23 protein-coding genes are annotated in these 19,043 nt (G+C 67.4%); 13 read left to right on the top strand and 10 right to left on the bottom strand.

The annotated features are described in order from the left end of the window. Positions 1 to 882 (bottom strand): TolC family protein (locus ACNQQL_RS31585; protein ID WP_347068155.1); only part of this gene is annotated, 882 nt, incomplete at its 3' end. Positions 883 to 985: 103 nt separating this feature from the next. Here ACNQQL_RS31585 and ACNQQL_RS31590 point away from each other — a divergent pair. Both ACNQQL_RS31590 and ACNQQL_RS31595 read left to right on the top strand, forming a co-directional pair. Beyond that, entirely contained in the window at positions 986 to 1,822 is an 837-nt protein-coding gene (locus tag ACNQQL_RS31590; protein WP_347068157.1) for a helix-turn-helix transcriptional regulator, read from the top strand. A gap of 120 nt (positions 1,823 to 1,942) precedes the next feature. Beyond that, positions 1,943 to 3,313, top strand: coding sequence for a glutamate--cysteine ligase (locus tag ACNQQL_RS31595; RefSeq protein WP_347068159.1), 1,371 nt, complete (start codon positions 1,943 to 1,945; stop codon positions 3,311 to 3,313). A 16-nt stretch (positions 3,314 to 3,329) separates the two neighbouring features. Here ACNQQL_RS31595 and ACNQQL_RS31600 read toward each other — a convergent pair whose 3' ends face one another. After that, positions 3,330 to 4,442, bottom strand: coding sequence for a 3-deoxy-7-phosphoheptulonate synthase (locus ACNQQL_RS31600; RefSeq protein ID WP_347068161.1), 1,113 nt, complete (start codon positions 4,440 to 4,442; stop codon positions 3,330 to 3,332). 382 nt (positions 4,443 to 4,824) lie between these two features. Between ACNQQL_RS31600 and ACNQQL_RS31605 the strand changes: the two genes are divergently transcribed. From ACNQQL_RS31605 to ACNQQL_RS31620, 4 genes are all read left to right on the top strand, one after another. After that, entirely contained in the window at positions 4,825 to 5,235 is a 411-nt protein-coding gene (locus ACNQQL_RS31605; protein WP_034184218.1) for an acyl-CoA thioesterase, read from the top strand. 28 nt (positions 5,236 to 5,263) lie between these two features. After that, positions 5,264 to 5,911 (top strand): hypothetical protein, encoded by a 648-nt coding sequence (locus tag ACNQQL_RS31610; RefSeq protein ID WP_347068163.1) that lies wholly within the window; start codon positions 5,264 to 5,266, stop codon positions 5,909 to 5,911. Further along, positions 5,908 to 6,471 (top strand): shikimate kinase, encoded by a 564-nt coding sequence (locus ACNQQL_RS31615; RefSeq protein ID WP_347068165.1) that lies wholly within the window; start codon positions 5,908 to 5,910, stop codon positions 6,469 to 6,471. The genes ACNQQL_RS31610 and ACNQQL_RS31615 overlap by 4 nt, the downstream gene beginning before the upstream one ends. A 520-nt stretch (positions 6,472 to 6,991) precedes the next feature. After that, complete coding sequence (locus ACNQQL_RS31620) at positions 6,992 to 7,699, top strand: SDR family NAD(P)-dependent oxidoreductase (protein WP_072441381.1); 708 nt, start codon at positions 6,992 to 6,994, stop codon at positions 7,697 to 7,699. A gap of 31 nt (positions 7,700 to 7,730) precedes the next feature. Here the strand turns inward: ACNQQL_RS31620 and ACNQQL_RS31625 are convergent, their stop codons facing one another. Next, the gene (locus ACNQQL_RS31625; RefSeq protein ID WP_347068167.1) at positions 7,731 to 8,696 is read right to left on the bottom strand and encodes a LysR family transcriptional regulator; all 966 of its coding nucleotides are present in this window, start codon (positions 8,694 to 8,696) and stop codon (positions 7,731 to 7,733) included. A 215-nt stretch (positions 8,697 to 8,911) separates the two neighbouring features. Between ACNQQL_RS31625 and ACNQQL_RS31630 the strand changes: the two genes are divergently transcribed. From ACNQQL_RS31630 to ACNQQL_RS31655, 6 genes are all read left to right on the top strand, one after another. Further along, complete coding sequence (locus ACNQQL_RS31630; protein WP_072441091.1) at positions 8,912 to 9,376, top strand: RidA family protein; 465 nt, start codon at positions 8,912 to 8,914, stop codon at positions 9,374 to 9,376. 275 nt (positions 9,377 to 9,651) lie between these two features. Beyond that, on the top strand, positions 9,652 to 10,071 hold the full coding sequence (locus ACNQQL_RS31635; protein WP_072441379.1) for an organic hydroperoxide resistance protein: 420 nt from the start codon (positions 9,652 to 9,654) through the stop codon (positions 10,069 to 10,071). A 66-nt stretch (positions 10,072 to 10,137) separates the two neighbouring features. Next, positions 10,138 to 10,464: a DUF4148 domain-containing protein gene (locus ACNQQL_RS31640; RefSeq protein ID WP_347068170.1), complete on the top strand. Its 327-nt coding sequence runs from the start codon at positions 10,138 to 10,140 to the stop codon at positions 10,462 to 10,464. Between the two features lie 58 nt (positions 10,465 to 10,522). Beyond that, positions 10,523 to 10,849 carry a DUF4148 domain-containing protein gene (locus ACNQQL_RS31645; RefSeq protein ID WP_347068216.1) on the top strand — a complete coding sequence of 109 codons (327 nt, stop codon included), beginning with the start codon at positions 10,523 to 10,525 and terminating at the stop codon, positions 10,847 to 10,849. A 74-nt stretch (positions 10,850 to 10,923) separates the two neighbouring features. After that, positions 10,924 to 11,253, top strand: a complete 330-nt coding sequence (locus ACNQQL_RS31650; RefSeq protein WP_175961403.1) for a DUF4148 domain-containing protein — start codon at positions 10,924 to 10,926, stop codon at positions 11,251 to 11,253. Between the two features lie 246 nt (positions 11,254 to 11,499). Further along, entirely contained in the window at positions 11,500 to 12,216 is a 717-nt protein-coding gene (locus ACNQQL_RS31655) for a GNAT family N-acetyltransferase (RefSeq protein WP_347068173.1), read from the top strand. 48 nt (positions 12,217 to 12,264) lie between these two features. Here the strand turns inward: ACNQQL_RS31655 and ACNQQL_RS31660 are convergent, their stop codons facing one another. From ACNQQL_RS31660 to ACNQQL_RS31675, 4 genes are all read right to left on the bottom strand, one after another. Further along, the gene (locus ACNQQL_RS31660; protein WP_072441084.1) at positions 12,265 to 12,720 is read right to left on the bottom strand and encodes a MarR family winged helix-turn-helix transcriptional regulator; all 456 of its coding nucleotides are present in this window, start codon (positions 12,718 to 12,720) and stop codon (positions 12,265 to 12,267) included. A 128-nt stretch (positions 12,721 to 12,848) separates the two neighbouring features. Beyond that, positions 12,849 to 12,977 carry a hypothetical protein gene (locus tag ACNQQL_RS31665; RefSeq protein ID WP_256260697.1) on the bottom strand — a complete coding sequence of 43 codons (129 nt, stop codon included), beginning with the start codon at positions 12,975 to 12,977 and terminating at the stop codon, positions 12,849 to 12,851. Then, complete coding sequence (locus tag ACNQQL_RS31670; protein ID WP_347068175.1) at positions 12,974 to 13,345, bottom strand: GFA family protein; 372 nt, start codon at positions 13,343 to 13,345, stop codon at positions 12,974 to 12,976. The genes ACNQQL_RS31665 and ACNQQL_RS31670 overlap by 4 nt, the downstream gene beginning before the upstream one ends. 185 nt (positions 13,346 to 13,530) lie before the next feature. Then, on the bottom strand, positions 13,531 to 14,631 hold the full coding sequence (locus ACNQQL_RS31675; protein WP_347068177.1) for a nitronate monooxygenase: 1,101 nt from the start codon (positions 14,629 to 14,631) through the stop codon (positions 13,531 to 13,533). Positions 14,632 to 15,036: 405 nt separating this feature from the next. Between ACNQQL_RS31675 and ACNQQL_RS31680 the strand changes: the two genes are divergently transcribed. Beyond that, entirely contained in the window at positions 15,037 to 16,500 is a 1,464-nt protein-coding gene (locus ACNQQL_RS31680; RefSeq protein ID WP_347068179.1) for an MFS transporter, read from the top strand. Positions 16,501 to 16,570: 70 nt separating this feature from the next. Here the strand turns inward: ACNQQL_RS31680 and ACNQQL_RS31685 are convergent, their stop codons facing one another. From ACNQQL_RS31685 to ACNQQL_RS31695, 3 genes are all read right to left on the bottom strand, one after another. Then, the gene (locus ACNQQL_RS31685; RefSeq protein WP_347068181.1) at positions 16,571 to 17,464 is read right to left on the bottom strand and encodes a LysR family transcriptional regulator; all 894 of its coding nucleotides are present in this window, start codon (positions 17,462 to 17,464) and stop codon (positions 16,571 to 16,573) included. A 96-nt stretch (positions 17,465 to 17,560) separates the two neighbouring features. Further along, a complete protein-coding gene (locus tag ACNQQL_RS31690) occupies positions 17,561 to 18,388 on the bottom strand; it encodes an alpha/beta hydrolase (protein ID WP_072441075.1) in 828 nt (275 codons plus the stop codon). Positions 18,389 to 18,638: 250 nt separating this feature from the next. Then, a complete protein-coding gene (locus ACNQQL_RS31695) occupies positions 18,639 to 19,022 on the bottom strand; it encodes a VOC family protein (protein WP_347068184.1) in 384 nt (127 codons plus the stop codon). Positions 19,023 to 19,043: the final 21 nt, after the last annotated feature.

A 19,043-nucleotide genomic window follows, 5' to 3' on the forward strand; every position in this document is an offset into this window, starting at 1 on the left:
GGCCGGCACCGCCAGCGCGGCGGCCGGCAGCGGCGCGGGGCGCACGAGTTCGAGCCCGCGATCGGGGCCCGCACCGAGCAGGATCGCGAGCGCGATGCGCGCGCTGTCGATCGTCTGCGCCGCGCGCGCCTGCTCGCGCGTCGCGGCCGCGACCTCGCTTTCCGCCTGGCGCTGTTGCGCGACGTTGTCGATGCCTTTCGATACGCGCTGGCGCGTCAGCGTGAGCGCCTCGTCGGCGCGCTCGTATTCGGCGCGCGCGACGTCCTGCTGATCGAACGCGTACGCGAGGTTCACGTACGCGCGAGCGACGTTGACGGACAGCAAAACGCGCGCGGCCTGCGCGTCGATCCGCGCGGCACGCGCTTCGCCGAGCGCGGCTTCCCATGCGGCGCGGCGGCCGCCCCACAGATCGAGATCCCAACTGAAGCCGAGATTCATCTCGCGCGTGTGGCTGAAGAAGCCGCCGCCTTCGCCCGCCGAGAACTGGGTGCCGGACATCCGTTCGCCCTTCGCGCTCGCGCGGCCGACGACGTGCGGCACGCGCGCGGCCTGCGCTTCGATCACCAGCGCCTGCGCTTCGCGTGCGCGCGCATCGGCGGTTGCGAGATCGGGATTGCCGGCGAGCGCTTCGTCGATCAGCGCATTCAGTTGCGCATCGTTCAGCGCGCGCCACCAGTCGGCGGCCGGCCAGTCGGCAGCCGGCGCATGCGCGAGGCTGCGCGACGCGGCAAGCGTATCGGCGCCGCGCAGCGTGCCGGCGGGCGCGAGCCCGTCGCGGCTCGCACACGCGCCGAGCACGACGAGCGCCGCGGCGACGGCCATCCGCGACACGACGCGCAGCGCGCCGGCATCGCGTGTCCAGGGAGCAAGTGCTGCATGCATCGCATTCCTCTGCTTCGTATCGGTTTGAACACGACATGCATTGTTGGACGCACCCTGACAAAGCTGATAATGTTGTTTAGACAAAAAATAATGAATTCCGGCCATGCCCATCCGTGATGCTTCTCCGCCGCGCGCCGTACAGCGCGCCGACATCGATCCGAGCGAACGTGCGGACGGCCCGTCGCTGATCGCCGTCTGGGGCGAAGACGACGGCAGCAACACGTATCAGCTCGGCACCCGCGAGGTCGACTGGCACAGTCATCTGCGCGGCCAGGTGTTCTGCGTGGAAAGCGGCTTCGCGCACGTGCGCACGCCGCACGGTTCGTGGCTGCTGCCGCCGCATCGCGCGGGCTGGATTCCGCCGGGCGAGCAGCACAAGGTCAGCATCAGCGGTGCGTTGAGCGGCTGGAGCGTCGTGATCGCCCCGGCCGCGAGCCGGCGGATGCCGGGCCAGCCCTGCGTGATCGCGATTACCGACCTGATGCGCGCGCTCGTGCGGCGCGCGGTGTCGTGGGCCGACCAGGACCGGCTCGACATCGAGCAGGCGCGCATCAGCGTCGTGCTGCTCGACGAGATGCGTCGCGCGCCGCACGAACCGCTGCACTTGCCGATGCCGCACGACCGGCGGCTGCTGCGGATCGCCAACGCGATCCTCGGGCAGCCGCACGACAGCCGCACGCTCGAAGCATGGGCAGAATGGGCCGGCTTGTCCGCGCGCACATTGAGCCGGCTGTTCGTCGCGGAAACCGGCACGAGCTTCGCGCAATGGCGGCAGCAGGCGCGTCTCACGCACGCGCTCGAACGTCTCGCGAACGGCGACAGCGTCGCCAACATCGCGGACGCGCTCGGCTACGCGACGCCGAGCAATTTCATCGCGATGTTTCGCCGCGCGTTCGGCGACTCGCCTGCGCATTACTTCGCGAAGCGCAAACAGCCGTAGTGCGACGCGGCTGCGCGTCGCCCCCTATCACCCCTGCCAGTACTGCGCCTGCATCGACGCCGCTATAGTCGCCGTGCGACCGGCCGGTCGGTTGCTCAATACGCCATGTGGAGGGTGTCGATGTCGAATGCCGTCGGATCGGACAACACGCCGATCGTCTCAGAGCAGCAACTCGCCGATCATCTGGCTGCCGGCTGCAAGCCGGCCGCGCAGTTCCGTATCGGCACCGAGCACGAGAAGTTCGTCGTCGCTCGCGCGACGCACGCGGCCGCGCCGTACGACGGGCCGTCCGGCATCGCCGCGGTGCTCGAGCGGCTGCGCGGCGACGGGACGCCGATCGTCGATGCCGGGCGGATCGTCGGCGTGATCCAGCGCGATGGCGCGGCGATCTCGCTCGAACCGGCCGGCCAGCTCGAACTGTCGGGCGCGCCGCTCGATACGCTGCATGGCACGCGTGCCGAATTGCATGCGCACCTCGCCGCGGCTCGCGCGGCGTGCGATCCGCTCGGCCTGCGCTGCGCGCCGCTCGGCTTTCACCCTCACCTGTCGCGCGCGGCGCTGCCGTGGATGCCGAAGCAGCGCTACGGGATCATGCGACGCTATATGCCGCGCGTCGGCACGCGCGGGCTCGACATGATGCAGCGCACCTGCACCGTGCAGGTCAATCTCGATTTCGCATCGGAAAGCGACATGGCGCGCAAGATGCGCGTGTCGCTCGCGTTGCAGCCGGTCGCGACCGCGCTGTTCGCGAATTCGCCGTTCTGCGAAGGCCGCCCGTCCGGCCTGCTGTCGACGCGCGCACATACGTGGCTCGATACCGACGAGGATCGCTGCGGCGCGCCGGCATTGTTCCTGTCGCGCAGCTTCGGCTTCGAGCGCTACGTGAGCTGGCTGCTCGACAACGTGCCGATGTATTTCGTGCGGCGCGGCGACCGCTACGCGGATGCGACCGGGCGGACGTTCCGCGATTTCATGCGACGGCGCATTCCGCATCTCGAAGGCGACACGCCGACGCTCGGCGATTTCGCGGACCACCTGACGACGGTATTCACCGAGGTGCGGCTGAAGCGTTATCTCGAGATGCGCGGCGCCGATGCCGGCTCGCCCGACATGATGATCGCGCTGTCCGCATTCTGGACCGGCCTGCTGTACGATCCGGCCGCGCTGTCGGAGGCCGAGACGCTGGCCGCCGCGATCGATCGCGGCGCGCTGCTGGCATTGCGTCGCGACGTGCCGCGTCTCGGGCTCGATACACCGGTCGACGGCCGCCCGTTGCGTGCGTTCGCGGCCGATGCACTCGCCATCGCGCATCGCGGCCTGCGCGCGCGGGCGCGCCTGGATGCGGCCGGCCGCGACGAATCCGTGTATCTCGCGCCGCTCGACGAGATCGTCGCCGGCGCGCCGACCCAGGCCGAACACTGGCTCGCGCGCTATCGCGACGCGTGGGCCGGCGACGCGACGCGGATCTACGACGAAGCCGAAATCCGATGACGTCGCGCCGGGCCGCTCATGCGCAGCATGCGAGTAGCGGCTCGTGCGCGAACTCGATGCCGGGCATCGGCGCATGGCCCTGCCGCCGTGCCCGAACCGCGTGCGCGAGCGTCTCGAAGAGCCCGGCGGTGTCGGCGAACGACAGGCACGCGTCGGTGATGCTCTGCCCGTAGCGCAGCGGAACGCCGGGCACCAGGTCCTGTCGCCCCTCGATCAGGTTCGACTCGATCAGCACGCCGACGATGCGCGTATCGCCGGCCGCGACCTGCGCGGCGACGTCCGCGCCGACGCCCAACTGGTTCCGGAACTGGCGGCGGCTGTTGCCGTGACTGACGTCGATCATCACGCGCGGCGCGAATTGCGCGGCCGCCATGCGCTCGCATGCGGCATTCACGGCGGCCGCGTCGAAATTCGGTTCGCGTCCGCCGCGCAGCACGACATGCGTATGCGGATTGCCGGACGACGCCGTCGCGCACAGCCGGCCGCAGGCATCGACCGACAGGAAACGGTGCGCGCGCGCGGCCGCACACATCGCATCGACGGCCACCTGGACGTTGCCGTCGGTCCCGTTCTTGAAGCCGATCGGGATCGGCAGCGACGACGCCAGTTCGCGATGCACCTGCGATTCCACCGTGCGCGCGCCGATCGCGCCCCATGCGACCAGATCGGCCAGGTAGCGCGGCGACAGCGGATCGAGGAATTCGGTCGCCGCCGGCATCTCCGCGCCGTTGATGTCGCACAGCAGCGCGCGGGCGGCATGCAGCCCGGCGTCGATCCGCTCGCTGCCGTCCAGCAGCGGATCGTTGATGAGCCCTTTCCAGCCGACCGTCGTGCGCGGCTTCTCGAAGTACACGCGCATCACGATTTCCAGCTCGTCCGCAAACCGCGCGCGTTGCAGCGCGAGCCGCGCCGCATAGTCGCGCGCGGCGGCCGGGTCGTGCACCGAGCACGGGCCGGCGATGACTACGAGACGGTCGTCCGCACCGTTCAGCACGTCGGCGATCGCGCGGCGGGTCGTATGAACGGTGCGCGCCGCGCGCAACGCCGGCTGCAGCGTGCCTGCCAGATCCGCGGGGGTCGGCAAGCGCAGCACGGCGTCACGGTCGGTCGTCCAGGCGTTTGCATGCATGGGGACTGCCCTCCTGTCGATAATTCGGTGGATTTTTTACTACAACGCGACTTTATTGAATGGTTCTTTTCGCGCGCAACTAACATATTTATCAGTTTCCAATTCATAACCTTATGAATGACGGAAATAAGGGCGTTATTCGATATTTTGCGACATGAGTCTCGGCTGTTTTCGTAATGCGGGTCGGGTTGGGAAATCGGTTTGCCCCGAAATAAGGGAGCGCTTTGGCGGAAGCGGATAGCCGTATCGAACGGCCTTCGGCGGCGGGCCGCTATCCGTTCTGATAGTGGCGGCCAGATAGGCGTTCGATTAATTTTCTGGTGCCTGACAGGCCAGTCAGGTTCGAATATATAAATCAACCAAGTTATTCCGGAGAGTCACCATGTCGAAGCGTCATTACGAAACGCCCATTCACGTCAAGTATCGCGATACGGATTCGATGGGGCATGTGAGCAGTCCCGTCTATTACGACTATCTGCAGCATTCGTATCTCTGCTACATGTTCGATCTCCTCGGATTGCCGCGGAGCGAGAAGCTGCCGCACATCATGGTGAAGACGCAGTGCGAGTACCTGGCACCGGCGCAGTTCGGCGACAACCTGACGATCCGGTCGAGCATCGTGCGCTTCGGCAGCAAGAGCTTCGATCTCGAGCACCTGATGGAGCGCGACGACCAGACGATCGTCGCGCGCGGCATGTCGACGCACGTGATGTTCGATTACGCGAACAACACGACGCTGGCCGTGCCCGACGAATTCAAGACGCGCGTGCTCGAATTCCAGGGTTCGCTGTGATGCGCGCACGCCATGTCGGGAGCGACACGTGAGCTGCGCGGTGGCGCGCGCCCGGCACCGGATCGGCGCGATCGTCGAGCGGCGCGACGATCGCGCGATCGTCATCGTCCGGCATGCCGCGCATGCATTGCTCGAACCGGCCGCGCTCGACCGGCACCGTGCGCTCGCAAGCCGCCATGAGGACGAGCTGGAAGTGTTGCTGCAGCCGTGCGGTGGCGCGCACGACGGCGTGCGGCCGCTGCTCGGCCGGTTGCGGGACGCCTGCGTGACCGTCGCGCTCGACGCGGCGACGCTCGCGCACGAGGCGTCGCTGCTCGAGTTTGCGAGCTGGATCACGCGATGCGCGGCGCCCGGCGACACGGCGGAGCCGCGCGCCGACGCAGCCGTGCCGAGCGGCATGCTGTTCTGCGGCCTCGTCGTGCGCTGGCTCGATCAGCGCAACGGGGGGCGGCGGCCCGAGCGCGACGGACTGCCTGAGCGTACGCCGCGGGGCATCGCGGCGGATGCGGCCGAGCACATCGCGACCGGCGATCCGGACGGGCAGGTGCTCGGCGCGCTGCTCGACGCCGACGACGCGTCGACCGGCGCGGCGCTCGACACGCTGTCGGACGCGGTGCGCGCGCGGCGGATCTGCCTGGCGACGCGGGCCGGCTGGCCGCTCGGCCGGCGGTTATGAGCGCCGTCGTCGTGGCAGCCGAGGTGCGCGCGCTGCCCGCGCGCGCCTTTCTGGTCGGCATGATGGGCGCGGGCAAATCGACGCTCGGCCGCGCGCTCGCCGCATCGCTCGGCTGGACGTTCGCCGACAGCGACGACGAGATCGAGCGGCGTACCGGCCGTTCGGTCGCCGTGCTGTTCGACATGGTCGGCGAAGTCGGCTTCCGGCTGCTCGAAACGCATATCGTCGACGAGCTGACGCAGCGCCCGAACGTCATCGTGGCGACCGGCGGGGGTGCGGTGCTGGATCCGCGCACCCGCGCGCGATTGAGCGAGCGCGGCTGCGTGATCTATCTGCATGCGGATCCGGACACGCTGTGGCGCCGTACGCGCGACGACGCGCGGCGGCCGCTGCTGCGGGTGGCCGAGCCGCGGCAAACGCTTGCTGCGCTGTACCGCATGCGCGACCCGCTGTATCGCGAATGCGCGCATGCGTTCGTCGATACGACCGCGCAGGGTGTCGCGCGTGCGACGGCCGAAATGTCGTCGGTGTTGCAGGCGCGGATGCGCGCACCGGGTTGAATGCGTGCATTCGTTTCAAGACCGTCGCCGGCCGGGGCGGCCGCGCCTTGGCGACCGCTTCCCTGCCGTCGAATCGATGGAGCGTCGCATCGGAATGGTCTGGACGGTGACGTCAGGCACGTTTCTGAAACGGCGAGTTTTGATTCATAACACTGCTGTTGTGATAAGAAAAGTTATCCCGATGGGTGCATCGATTTATCCAACTGCGTGTGCCGTGACAGACAAATCGGCTCGTCAAGCGGCGGGAAAGCCGGTTTCCCGGTGAGGTTGCGCCACCCTTCAAGCGCATCGACGCGCTTGCGCGCGACGTCGGGTGCCGCTTTGCGTCGCTGCATCCGCATGTCGACCGGCCGCTCTGACCCGAGAAAAACGGCCCTCCCCGCATTTGTTCCCGCGACGCAAGACTGTTGCTCCACGGTGGGTGTTCGAAATCGCGATCGGCGCGCCTACAGTTCGCCCATCGGATTCATCGATCCGGTCGGCGCTGAAGCCGAACACCATTCACCTGTCGAGGTATGTCATGAGCACATCCAAAGTCATCATCGTCACCGGCGCATCGCAAGGCATCGGCGCGGAAACGGTCAACGCGTTCCGCGCACGCGGCCATCGCGTCGTCGCGACTTCCCGTTCGATCGGGCCGTCGAACGATCGCGATCTCGTCACCGTCGCGGGCGACATCGGCGATCCGGCCGTCGCGCGCCGCGTGGTCGATGCCGCGATCGAACGCTTCGGCCGCGTCGACACGCTCGTCAACAACGCCGGCGTGTTCATCGCGAAGCCGTTCACGCAGTACACCGCGGACGACTACGCGCAGGTCACGAGCGTCAACCTGAACGGTTTCTTTTACGTTACGCAGCGCGCGATCGCCGCGATGCAGCAGCACGGCAGCGGGCACGTAGTCAGCATCACGACGAGCCTCGTCGATCACGCGAACAGCAACGTGCCGTCGGTGCTCGCGTCGTTGACGAAAGGCGGATTGAATGCGGCGACGAAATCGCTCGCGATCGAGTACGCGAAGGCCGGCATCCGCGTCAATGCCGTGTCGCCGGGCATCATCAAGTCGCCGATGCATGCACCCGAAACGCATGCGACGCTCGCGTCGCTGCACCCGGTCGGCCGCATGGGCGAGATGAGCGACATCGTCGACGCGATCCTGTATCTCGACTCGGCACCGTTCGTCACCGGCGAGATCCTGCATGTCGACGGCGGCCAGAGCGCCGGGCACTGAGCATCGGCATCGAAAGAACGAGCCGGCGTGCCTATCGCGATGCGGCGGCTCGTTTGGTACGCGTACCGCGCGCCTGCCCGGCGGGCGCGCGCTCCAGATGCTCGACGAGAAAGTCGACGAACACGCGCACGCGCGACGACAGAAAACGCGCATGCGGATACAGCAGCATGAACGGCCGCGACCGGCCGCCAAGGCCGGGCAGCACCTCCACGAGCGTACCGGCGCGCAGATCCTGTTCGACGATGAAGCGGTAGGTCTGGAACAGGCCCGCACCGCTGCGCGCGAGCGTCACGCCGGCGAGGACGTCGCCCGACGTACTGTAGTTGCCGGTCGTCGCGATATCGATCTCGTCCGATCCGTCGTCGAACAGCCAGGGAATCGGCCGCCCGCTGCTCGGCAGCTCGAACTGGATGCATTCGTGCGCATGCAGATCGTCGATGGCGGTCGGCGTGCCCGCGCGCTTCAGATAACCGGGCGTCGCGACGATCACGAGTTCGGCGTCCTCCAGCTTGCGCGCGACCAGGTTCGAATCGGCGGGCGCGCGGCCGCGGATCGCGAGATCGAAGCCCTCTTCGGCAAAGTCGATGTTGCGGTTGCTCAGGTGGGTTTCGACGCGTACGTCCGGATAGCGCTCGCGAAACGCGGGCAGTAGCGGCAGCACGCGATAGTGTCCGTACGGCGTCGGCATGCTGATCCGGAGCACGCCGGCGGGCGTTGCCTGCTGGCCGGTCGCTTCGCGTTCCGCGTCGACGAGCTGCGACAGCGCATCGCGGCATTGCTCGAAATAGCGCCGGCCGGAATCGGTCAGGCGGATCTGTCGTGTCGTGCGCACGAACAGCCGCACGCCGAGACGCTCCTCGAGCCGCGCCACCGACCGGCTGACCGCGGCCGGCGTGACGCTCGCCGCGGTTGCCGCCAGCGTGAAGCTGCCGAGTTCGGCGGCGAGACAGAACAGCTCGATGCTGCCCAGCAGCAAGTCGTCGAATTTGCGTTGCATGGTGCCGTTCCTGCCGTCTCCGGTGTGGGGCGCGCGATGAAGCAACGAGTGTGCATGAATATCGCGCGGGAAACCAGCGAGCGCGCGTGGCGCGATTCGTTACATCGTGTCCCGAATCAATTGCGCCGCTGACATTTACCGGCTTCGGCCGCATGACTAGAGTGACTGACAGGCAACACCGATCGCCCCATCCATTTTCCCGCAAGGAGAACGACATGACCGTCGAACAGAAGCTGGCCGAACTCGGCCTTGCATTACCTGAACCGCCGAACCCGCTCGGCAGCTATACGGCTGTCAGCGAAGCCGGCAACCTGCTGTTCGTATCGGGACAACTGCCGCTCGTCGACGGCAGGATCGCCTATACCGGCCGCGTCGGCGAGCAATTGAGCGTCGACGAAGGCCGCCACGCCGCGCGGCTTGCGGCGCTGAACGTGCTCGCGCAGATCCGCAGGCATCTGGGCGGGTTCGACCGCCTGCGCAAGATCGTGCGCGTCGAGGGGCATGTGAGCTCGGCCGACGGTTTTTACGGACAGCCGGCCGTGATCGACGGCGCGTCCGACCTGTTCGCCGCCGCGCTGGGCGGCAAGGCGGGACACGCGCGTTCGGCGTTCTCCCAGCGCCAGTTGCCGGCCGACGCGGCCGTCATCCTCGTCGTGATCGCCGAGATCGACCCGGCCTGACGTATCGGCTGCGCCGCGGGGCGGCCATCCACTCCGCGAGCGTTTCCGCCCACCCTGCCCGGCATTCATCGCCTGCCCCGTTACCTTGCATATCAGGGCTCGATCGGCCGAAAACCTTGTCCGGCAAAGCCCGGCACGTTCCGGATACATTGAAATACAAAATATCGCATGCGATTTAATCGAATACGCTTGACATGGGTGACTGCCTCGACGAAACTCCGTCGTATGCGATCGAATCGCATCTGAGAAAAACCTGCCAACTGACGGAGCAAATGATGAGCAAGATCGAAAAAGTGCTGTACACGGGCAAGACGCATACGACTTCGGGCGGCCGCGACGGCTCGGCACGCAGTTCCGACGGCCGCCTCGACATCCAGTTGTCGTCGCCGGGCAGCGCCGGCACCGGCACCAACCCGGAACAACTGTTCGCGGCCGGCTGGTCGGCCTGCTTCATCGGTGCGATGCAGCTTGCGGCGCGCGCCGCGAAGGTGACGCTGCCGGCCGATCTCGCCGTCGACGCCGAAGTGGATCTCGGCACGGCCGGCAACGCGTACTTCCTGCAGGCCCGGCTGAACGTGAGCGTGCCGGGGCTCGATCGCGACGTCGCGCAGCGCATCGTCGATGCCGCGCACCAGACCTGCCCGTATTCGAAGGCGACGCGCGGCAACATCGACGTCGAAATCCGTATCGCTTGAACGTTGCATCGGGCGGCCGGGCGCCGCCCTGCCGAATTCCCGACTCTTTTCCTATCGAGGCAAATGATGAATACCCGATTGATCTCCGCCGTTCTCGTCGCCGTTTCGGCTGCCGTTGCCGCCCCGGCGTTTGCAAATGAAACCGTCGTGACGCGTGCGCAGGTGCGTGCCGAACTCGTGCAGCTTCAAACGGCCGGTTATCCGCTGAATCGCGCCACCGACGCGACCTATCCGAGCGATCTGCAGGCCGCGCTGACGCAGATCCATGCGGCCGATGCCGTCGCGGCCAACGAGCAGGCATCCGGCTACGGCAGCAACGGCGAGGCCGTGACGCAATCTGGCCGCCTGCATGCCGTCAGCGTGGCCGAACGCTCGGTGTATTTCGGTCATTGAACGCCGTGCGCCGATACGTGACCCCTGAATTCTTTTTATTCCTGTTCCGAGGTGAATGATGAAAACCCAACTGATCGCTGCCCTTCTCGTCGCCGTTTCGGCTGCCGTTGCCGCCCCGGCGTTTGCCGATGAAGCCGTCGTGTCCCGTGCGCAAGTGCGTGCCGAACTCGTGCAGCTCGAACAAGCCGGCTATCGGCCGGGCCGCGCGAACGATCCGCACTATCCGGACGACCTGCAGGCGGCACTGACACGCGTTCATGCGAACGACGCCGTGACGGCCGATGCATCGGCATCCGGTTACGGCCGCGAAGCCGTGGCCGCCACGCAGTCGGGCAGCCGGCCCGCGACGCGCATCGCCGAGCGCTCGATCTACTTCGGTCATTGAACGAAACCGCGAACGGCGCCGGTTGCCGGCGTGCGGTGCGCAACCGCTGAATTCCTTTTTTCTTGTCGAGGTGAATGATGAAAACCCAACTGATTGCCGCCCTCCTCGTGGCCGTGTCGGCCGCCGTCGTCGCGCCGGCGAACGCGAGCGAAAGTACCGTGACGCGCGCGCAGGTGCGTGCGGAACTGGCCGCGTTGCAGCAGGCCGGCTACCTGCCGAACCGCCCCAACGACCCGAACTACCCGGACAATCTCCAGGCGGCGCTGAGCCGGATTCGCGACAACGGCATAGCCGCGGCCGATACGATGGCGTCCGGTTACGGCAATGACGCCGATGGCGTGACGCAGTCCGGTAGCCGCAGCGCGGTTCGCACGGCCGAGCGCTCGATCTATTTCGGTCATTGAGCATTGCACGACGGAATCGGCCGTCCCCGTCCGTCACATAAAGCGCATGCGATGTAATCGCGTGCGCTTTTATATTTGGGACGTCCGGATTTGCATCGACGTCTTCCGGATATGGATCACCGAGAACGAAGAAGGCCAGCGCACGCGTGTCAGGCCAATGACGCGATCCATGTCGTTGCGGGGCGACCTGCCCGGTCGATCCGGTCTATTCTATGCGGCACGAAATCTTCAATCGAGGAGCAGCCGATGCCGGAAGCCACGACCGGAAACACGACGGGCGATGCACACCCGCTCGACCATGTCGTCTGGAACGCGCTCGCGGGCAAACAGCGCCGCTTTGCGCTCGGCAGCGACCGCGCGCTGCGGTTTCCGGCGGCCATTGCGCCGTTCGCCGCGATCGCCGACACGAGCCAGGCATCGTTCGATGCGTTGCGCGAACTGATCGCCGCGCACGGGCCGGCCGCGCTGGTCACGCCGGACGAGATGCCGCCGCCGGCGGGATTGCCGGTGATCCGGCGCGCGGCGTTGCTTCAAATGATCTGGCAAGGGACGCCCGCTCCGGCGCATGCATCGGAGCATGTCACGCTCGCCGAAGCCGACGTGCCGGACATGCTCGCGCTGACCACGGCCGCGCAGCCCGGCCCGTTCGGCCCGCGCACGATCGAGCTTGGCGACTATATCGGCGTACGCAGCGAAGGCCGGCTGGCGGCGATGGCCGGCGAGCGGATGCAGGTCGACGGGTATACCGAGATCAGCGCCGTCTGCGTGGATGCCGCGTTTCGGCGGCAAGGGCTTGCGGCGCGGCTGGTCCGGTCGTTGATCGAGGCGATCGGTGCGCGCGCGGAAACACCGTTCCTGCACGTCCTCACGTCGAACCAGGTCGCGATCGAACGCTATCTCGCGCTTGGTTTTGTCGTCCGTCGCGAAATGAACCTGCTGGTGCTGGGCGACGAACACGCATGACAACGCGGCCGACGCGATACGCGCATCGGCCGCTTGTTGCCTGCCTGTTTAGTCTTCGGTCGACCGGATCAGGTTGCCGCGCAGCGTGACGATTGCCTTCTGCACCTTCGCGAATTCGTCCGGCTTCAACCCGGTGGCTTCGACCAGGTTCATGTCGAGCCCCTTCTCGCGCACGCGCCGGCCGCTCTTCGTCAGGCTGACGAGCACCTGGCGCTCGTCCGACGGATCGCGGTGCCGCTCCAGGTAACCCATCGCCTCGAGCTTCTTCAGGATCGGCGTCAACGTATTGGATTCGAGGAACAGCTTCTCGCCAAGCTGGCCGACCGTCTGGTTGTCCTGCTCCCACAGCGCAATGATCGTGATGTATTGCGTATAGGTGAGGCCGAGCTCTTCGAGAATCGGCTTGTACGCCTTGCCGAACGCGAGGTTCGCCGAGTAGATCGCAAAACACAGGAAATCGGACAGCTTCGGCGCGGCGGGCGATGGTGCTTCGGTCGGTTTCATGAACTTCCTCCGGCGACGCGGACGGCCGCAGATAGACACATTATATATCGTGTGCGATCTTATCGGAAGCATGATAAATCGGTGTCGATGACCCGACGGAATGATGCAACGCGGCCGGATCGCCGCCGTCAGTCCTGCCTGCGGCGCTTGCCGGATTGCAACCGGCTTTCCGACAGCAGCGAGCATTGCACCGGATGCGCGATTTCGGTCGCGAGCCCGCCTGCGGCAAACAGCAGGATCATCAGCCAGCGTTTCATGCGTCCTCCACGACCGACAGGCTCGCGCCGTTTGCGACGGTTGCGTCGAGCGCGTACGGATCGACGCCGTCGAGGCAGCCGAGATTGACGCGCCAGCATGCGGGGTCCATGCGTGTCTGATGGAACGGATAGATGCCGCAATGGCTACAGAAATAGTGGCGGGCCGTGTGTGTGTTGAAGCGGTAGCACGTCAGTGCGCCCTCGCCTTCGACGATCTTCAGGTGGTCAGCGGGAAACATCGGGCTCATCAGCGCGCCGCGCCGGCGGCACAGGCTGCAGTTGCAGCGAACCGCCGGCGCAATGGCCGCGTTCACTTCGAATTTGACGGCCCCGCAATGGCAGGATCCTTTGAACCAGGTTGCAGACATGATGTGCTCTCGAAGAGGTCATGCGTGCTTTATAGCGGACGCCCGAACTTGCGTTGTATCGCACTGTATCCGCGGTCCGCGCAGATACAGAGCATTGCAAATCGACGGTGGGCGGCGCACGTTCGGCGCGGCGATCTGAAGCACGGATCGCCGGCACGTGCGCGCGGCTTGCCGGCCGAGCGCGATCAATCCAGCGCGTGCTGCAGGCGCTCGATCGCGGCCCGCGTTTCACGCTCGAGCGTCGCGAACAGCTCGGCGGCTGGCAACGAGCGGACGAGCGTCGCCGCCTGCCCGGCCCACTGCGCGCCGTAGCCGAATTCGCCCTGCGCCTTCGCGGCCGCATGCAGCGCCTTGCCCGCGTCGTACGCGATCGGATACGCGGGCGCGGCCGGCGCGTGCGGGTCGTCGCCGAGCGCGGTCAGCCGGTTCGCGATGCCGCGCGCGGTCCGGCCCGATATCGCGGAGGTAAATGTCGTGCGGCGCGCCGCGTCGCCGAGGATCGCGCGGCGATAACCGTCGTCGATCGACGTCTCCCGGCATGCGACGAACGCAGTGCCGAGCTGCGCGGCCTGCGCGCCGAGCGCCAGCGCGGCGGCGATGCCTTCGCCATCCATGATGCCGCCGGCAGCGATCACGGGCAGCGCGCATTCGTGCACGATCAGGCGCGTCAGCGCGAACGTGCCGAGGCGGTCGTCGTGGGCGGTCGAATCGAACACGCCGCGGTGCCCGCCGGCTTCGATGCCCTGCGCGACGATCGCGTCGATGCCGGCGGCGGCGATCTGCCGCGCTTCGTCGAGATTCGTCGCGGTTGCGAACAGCGTGATGCCCGCGCGCTTCAGCGCGGCGATCGCGTCCGCGGACGGCAGCCCGAAATGGAAGCTGACGACGCCCGGCTTTTCTTCGGCGAGCATCGCCTGCATCGCTTCGTCCGCGACGAAGCTCGTATAGATCTCCGACAGCGATGCGGGCGGCGTCGCACCGTATGCGCGGAACGCCGGCGCGAGCCAGTCGAGCCACGCGCGTTCGACGGCTGCGTCGGCGCGGGCCGGACGATGGCAGAACACGTTGACGTTGAACGGCCGGTCGGTGAGCGCGCGCGTGTCGCGGATCATCTTGCGCGCGCCGTCGGCGTTCGTCGCGCCGACGCCGAGCGAGCCGAGCCCGCCCGCGTTCGACACGGCGGCAGCCAGCGCCGGCGTGCTGACGCCGGCCATCGGCGCCTGGACGATCGGTGCGCGAATGCCGAGCGCGCGCAACAGCGTCCGGTTATCGGTCGGGTGATTCATGTCGGTTACCTCCTGGTGGCGGTCGAATCGCGAACATGCCGCGTCGGCAGAGCACGATAACCCCGCGCAACGCGCCTCATGGTTTTCCCGGCCCGCCCGGTTGCACGGGAGCGAACCGGATCCGGTGCGCAACCGCGCGCCGCGCAGGCCGCGGCGGCCTTCCCCCGCGAATGACGCCCGCCGCGCGTTCGTACCCTTTCCGAGCGGGAAAGGACGCTTGAAACATCCGCAATTATCGCGTGCCGCCGAGTCGCCCACCATGTGTCGGACGATCGGTGCAGCCCGCGCAGCCGGCCCTTTCACGGGCGTTGCGGTGCGTGCCGCCATATCGTGCGGCCGGACGCATCATGCCGGACGCGAACGGCCGGGCCGTGCGCCGCGGCATATCGATAATCAGGAGACACGATGAACAGCCAATCCCTCGATCTGGGCGGCAACGCGGGCGGCCCCGCGTCCGCACGACCGCCGGCCGCTTCCGCCGGCGTCGGCGCCGATGCGACGGCCCTCCCCGCGCGCCGCGTCACGCTCGGCGATTTCATGGACGACCTGCCGGTCGGTGCGTTGCACCGGTTCGTCGTGTGGGTGATCGGCATCGGGCTGTTCTTCGACATGTACGAGATCTTCCTCGTCAGCACGATCGGCTCCGCGTTGCAGAACGAATACGGGTTGAGCCGGCAGAGCACCGATTTCAAGCTGCTGCTGGCATCGGCATTCATCGGGATGTTCGTCGGCGCGATGTGCCTCGGCAGCCTCGCCGACCGCATCGGCCGGCGCAAGGCGTTCCTGCTGACGCTCGTGTGGTACAGCGCGTTCTCGCTGGTCGGCGCGTTCTCGGTGAATGCCGACATGCTCGTCGCGTGCCGCTTCCTGACCGGCATCGGCGTCGGCGCGATCTATCCGGTCGCCGACAGCTTCCTGTCCGAAATCCTGCCGAAGGAAAAGCGCGGGCGGCTCGCCGCGTGGGCCTATACGACTTCCTATGTCGCGGTGCCGCTCGTCGGCTTCCTCGCGCTGTGGCTGAACCCGCTGCATGTGGCCGGCGTGGCCGGCTGGCGCATCATCCTCGCGATCGGCAGCCTCGGCGCCGTGTACGTGCTGTTCGTCCAGCACCGCCTGCCGGAGAGCCCGCGCTGGCTGCTCGCGCAAGGCCGCACCGCCGACGCGCACGCGGCGCTGCGGCGCTTCGCGGAAGGCACCGGCGTGCGGGTGCCCGAGCACTTCGCGGAATCGGCCGAACCGCAACGGCCGCTCGGGCTCGGCGAGCGCATCGCGCTGCTGCGTCGCGAGCCCTACGGCGCGCGCTACCTGATGCTCGCGATCTTTCACCTGTTCCAGTGCTTCGGCTATTACGGCTTCGGCACGCTGGCCGGCACGGTCGTGAAGAGCCGCGGCTTCGACGTGACGGACAGCACGCTGTTCATCGCACTGTCGTTCGTCGGCTATCCGATCGGCTCGCTGCTGTCGATCCCGCTGCTCAACTGGATCGAACGCCGCACGCTCGTGATCGCGTCGATCCTGTCGATCGCCGTATTCGGGCTGTGCTTCGCGTACTCGGGCAATACCGCGCTGATCGTCGGATTCGGATTGCTGACGACCTGCGCGTCGAACGTGTTCAGCAACGCGTATCACGTGTACCAGGCCGAGATTTTCCCGGCGCGCGTGCGCTCGACGGCGATCGGCAGCACGTATTCGCTGTCGCGCATCGTCAGCGGCGGGCTGCCGTTCGTGCTGCTGCCGGTGCTCGGCAGCTACGGCGCGGGCGCGATGTTCGGCGTGATCTCGGTCGCGCTCGGCATCGTCGCCGTCACGCTGCGCGTGCTCGGGCCGCTGACCACGCGGCGCAGCCAGGACGAAATCAATCCGGTGTAATCCAGTGGTGCAATGCGGCGACCGGCACGGGACGCACGCGGGCGTGCCCCGTGCGTCGCCGTTTCCGCAGTCAGCGCGCCGACATGAAATCGAACAGCTTCGCGATGTCGGTCGTCAGCACGGTGCCGGCCTTGACGCCGACCCACAGCGTGCGCGTCGCCCACGCGTCGTCGAGCTTCACGACCCCGAGCCGCGCGGCGCGCTCGCCGGTCACCGCATCGCGCGGCAGCACGCCGATGCCGAGCCCGGCCTCGATCATCCGGCTCACGCCGTCGAAATTCGATACCTGGATCCGCACTTTCAGCGAGCGCTCGGCCGCGAACGCCGCGTCGGTCATGCGCGCGAGCAGCGAACTGCCGTCGCTCAAGCCGACGTAATCCTCGTCGAGCGTATCCGCGAAGCGGATACTGTCGCGTGCGGCAAAGCGATGCGCGCGCGGCACGAGCAGCACGAGCTCGTCGCGCCGGTACAGCCGCCGTTCGATGCCAGGCGCCGGCACGTTGTCGGCGAACACGCCGAGATCGGCCTTGCCGGACCCGATCGCATCGACGATCTCGTGGCTCAGCCGCTCCTCGAGACTCACCTTGATGCCCGGGTTGTCGGTGAGGAACGCGGCGAGATCGGCGGGCAGGAACTGGACGATCGCGGACGTATTGGTCCACACGTGGATATGGCCGCGCACGCCGGCGACGTAGTCGCTCATCTCGTGCGCCATCCGGTTGACCTGCTCGATCACCTTCGCCGCATGGTCGAGCAGCGCGCGGCCCGCGGGTGTCAGTTCGACGCCGCGCGCATGCCGGACGAACAGTGCGCTGCCGGTCACGCTTTCGAGTTCGGCGATGCGCTTGCTGACCGCGGACAGCGTGAGCTGGCCGTGTTCGGCCGCCTTCGTCAGGCTGCCGTGTTCGGCGACGAGCGCGAACACGCGCAGCGACTGCAGATCGAAATGAAGCGGGTTCACCATGTCGTGGATCCTGGGAAGGCCGTACGGCGCGCGCCATCGTCGCGGCGGCCTGACGCCGATCATACGCCCGGCCGTGCGCGCGCGATATCGCGCGCGCTAGCGCGGCGCGATCGCCTGCAACGCGGCGAGCATCGCACCGTCCGGCTTCGCGAGATCGTCGAGCACCGCGAAGTGCTGCATGCCGGGCAGCCAGGTGCGCGCGATCCGTTCGCCGGCCGCTTCGCACGCCGATGCGTATTCATGTGCTTGCCGGATGAGTTCGGGCAGTTCGGCGTCGCCGACCGCGACGACCGTCGGCGCGCCGGGCCCGATGTGACGTAGCGGGCTGTACGCTTCGACCTCCTGCGCGGTGAGCTGCAGCTTGTCGTTCAGGCAGCACAGCGAGATCGGTTCGAGATCGACGAGCGGGCTGATCGCGAGCGCTGAAACGACGGCCGGATGCGCGCGATGCACGGCAGTCAGGTGGCCGCCCGCCGAATGGCCGCTCAGGTGGATCGGCCGCCGCGCGGTGCCGAGGCCGTCGGGATCGCTGGCGAGATGGTCGAGCAGCGCGCCGATCTCGCCGACGATGTCGGTCATCGTCGCGACCGGAGCAAGTGTGTATTCGGCAAGCACGACGTCGAAGCCGCGCGCGAGCGGCCCGCTCGCCGCGTACGCGAAATCCTCTTTCGTGCAGTGTTGCCAGTAGCCGCCATGAATGAACACGAACAGCGGCGCGTCGGGCTGCCCGCACGGCAGCCAGTCGAAGCGCTGCGCCGGTTGCGCGCCGTAACGCAGGTCGCGGCGGCCGGGTGTCGCGTCGTAAAGCGCTGCGCTACGCGCCTGGCACGACGCGAGCAATGCCGGGAAATCGGGAACAGCCTTCGTGTTCAGGTAGGCGGCGTCGAGCGCCGCGCGGTCCATGCCGCGATAGAGGATCGTCATTCGGGGAGTGTCCGGTGCGGGTTGCGGAGGTGCGGGGCAGGTTCGTCATGCCCGCTGCGAAGGCGTCGGCCGAACCGACGCGTTAGCACCATTATCCGCAGCGCGGCCGGGTGCGGCTATCCGGATTCGGCGGGTGCGGCGCGGGCCTGTCCGCTTTCGGCGAAAGACTGCGACGCCGCGCGCGCATCGTGCCGGTGCCCGCGCGCCCGGACGGATCGAGCCGATCGATACGCCGAAGCGGCGCGGCCGGTCAGATCAACTCGGAAATCTCGATCAGGTTCAGGTCGGGGTCGCGCACGTAGACCGAACGGATCTTCTGCGTCGCACCCGTGCGTTCGACGGGCCCTTCGACGATCGGCCATTCGACGCGCTTCAGGTGCGCGATCACGTCGTCGAGCGGCACCGACGCGATGAAGCACAGGTCCAGCGCGCCGGGCACCGGCACATGCGCTTTCGGTTCGAACTCCGCGCCGCGCACGTGCAGGTTGATCTTCTGGTTGCCGAAGCGGAACGCAAGCCGGCCGGCGCCGAAGGTTTCGAGCCGCATCTGCAGCACCTCGGTGTAGAAATGCTTCGTCCGGTCGGGATCGACGCAGGTCAGCACGAGATGGTCCAGGTGATCGATCAGCGCCATGGGAATCGCTCCTGTGTTCCT

The organism is Burkholderia sp. LFS061 (assembly GCF_047978125.1).
In the GTDB taxonomy this organism is placed as follows: Bacteria; Pseudomonadota; Gammaproteobacteria; order Burkholderiales; family Burkholderiaceae; genus Burkholderia; species Burkholderia pyrrocinia_C.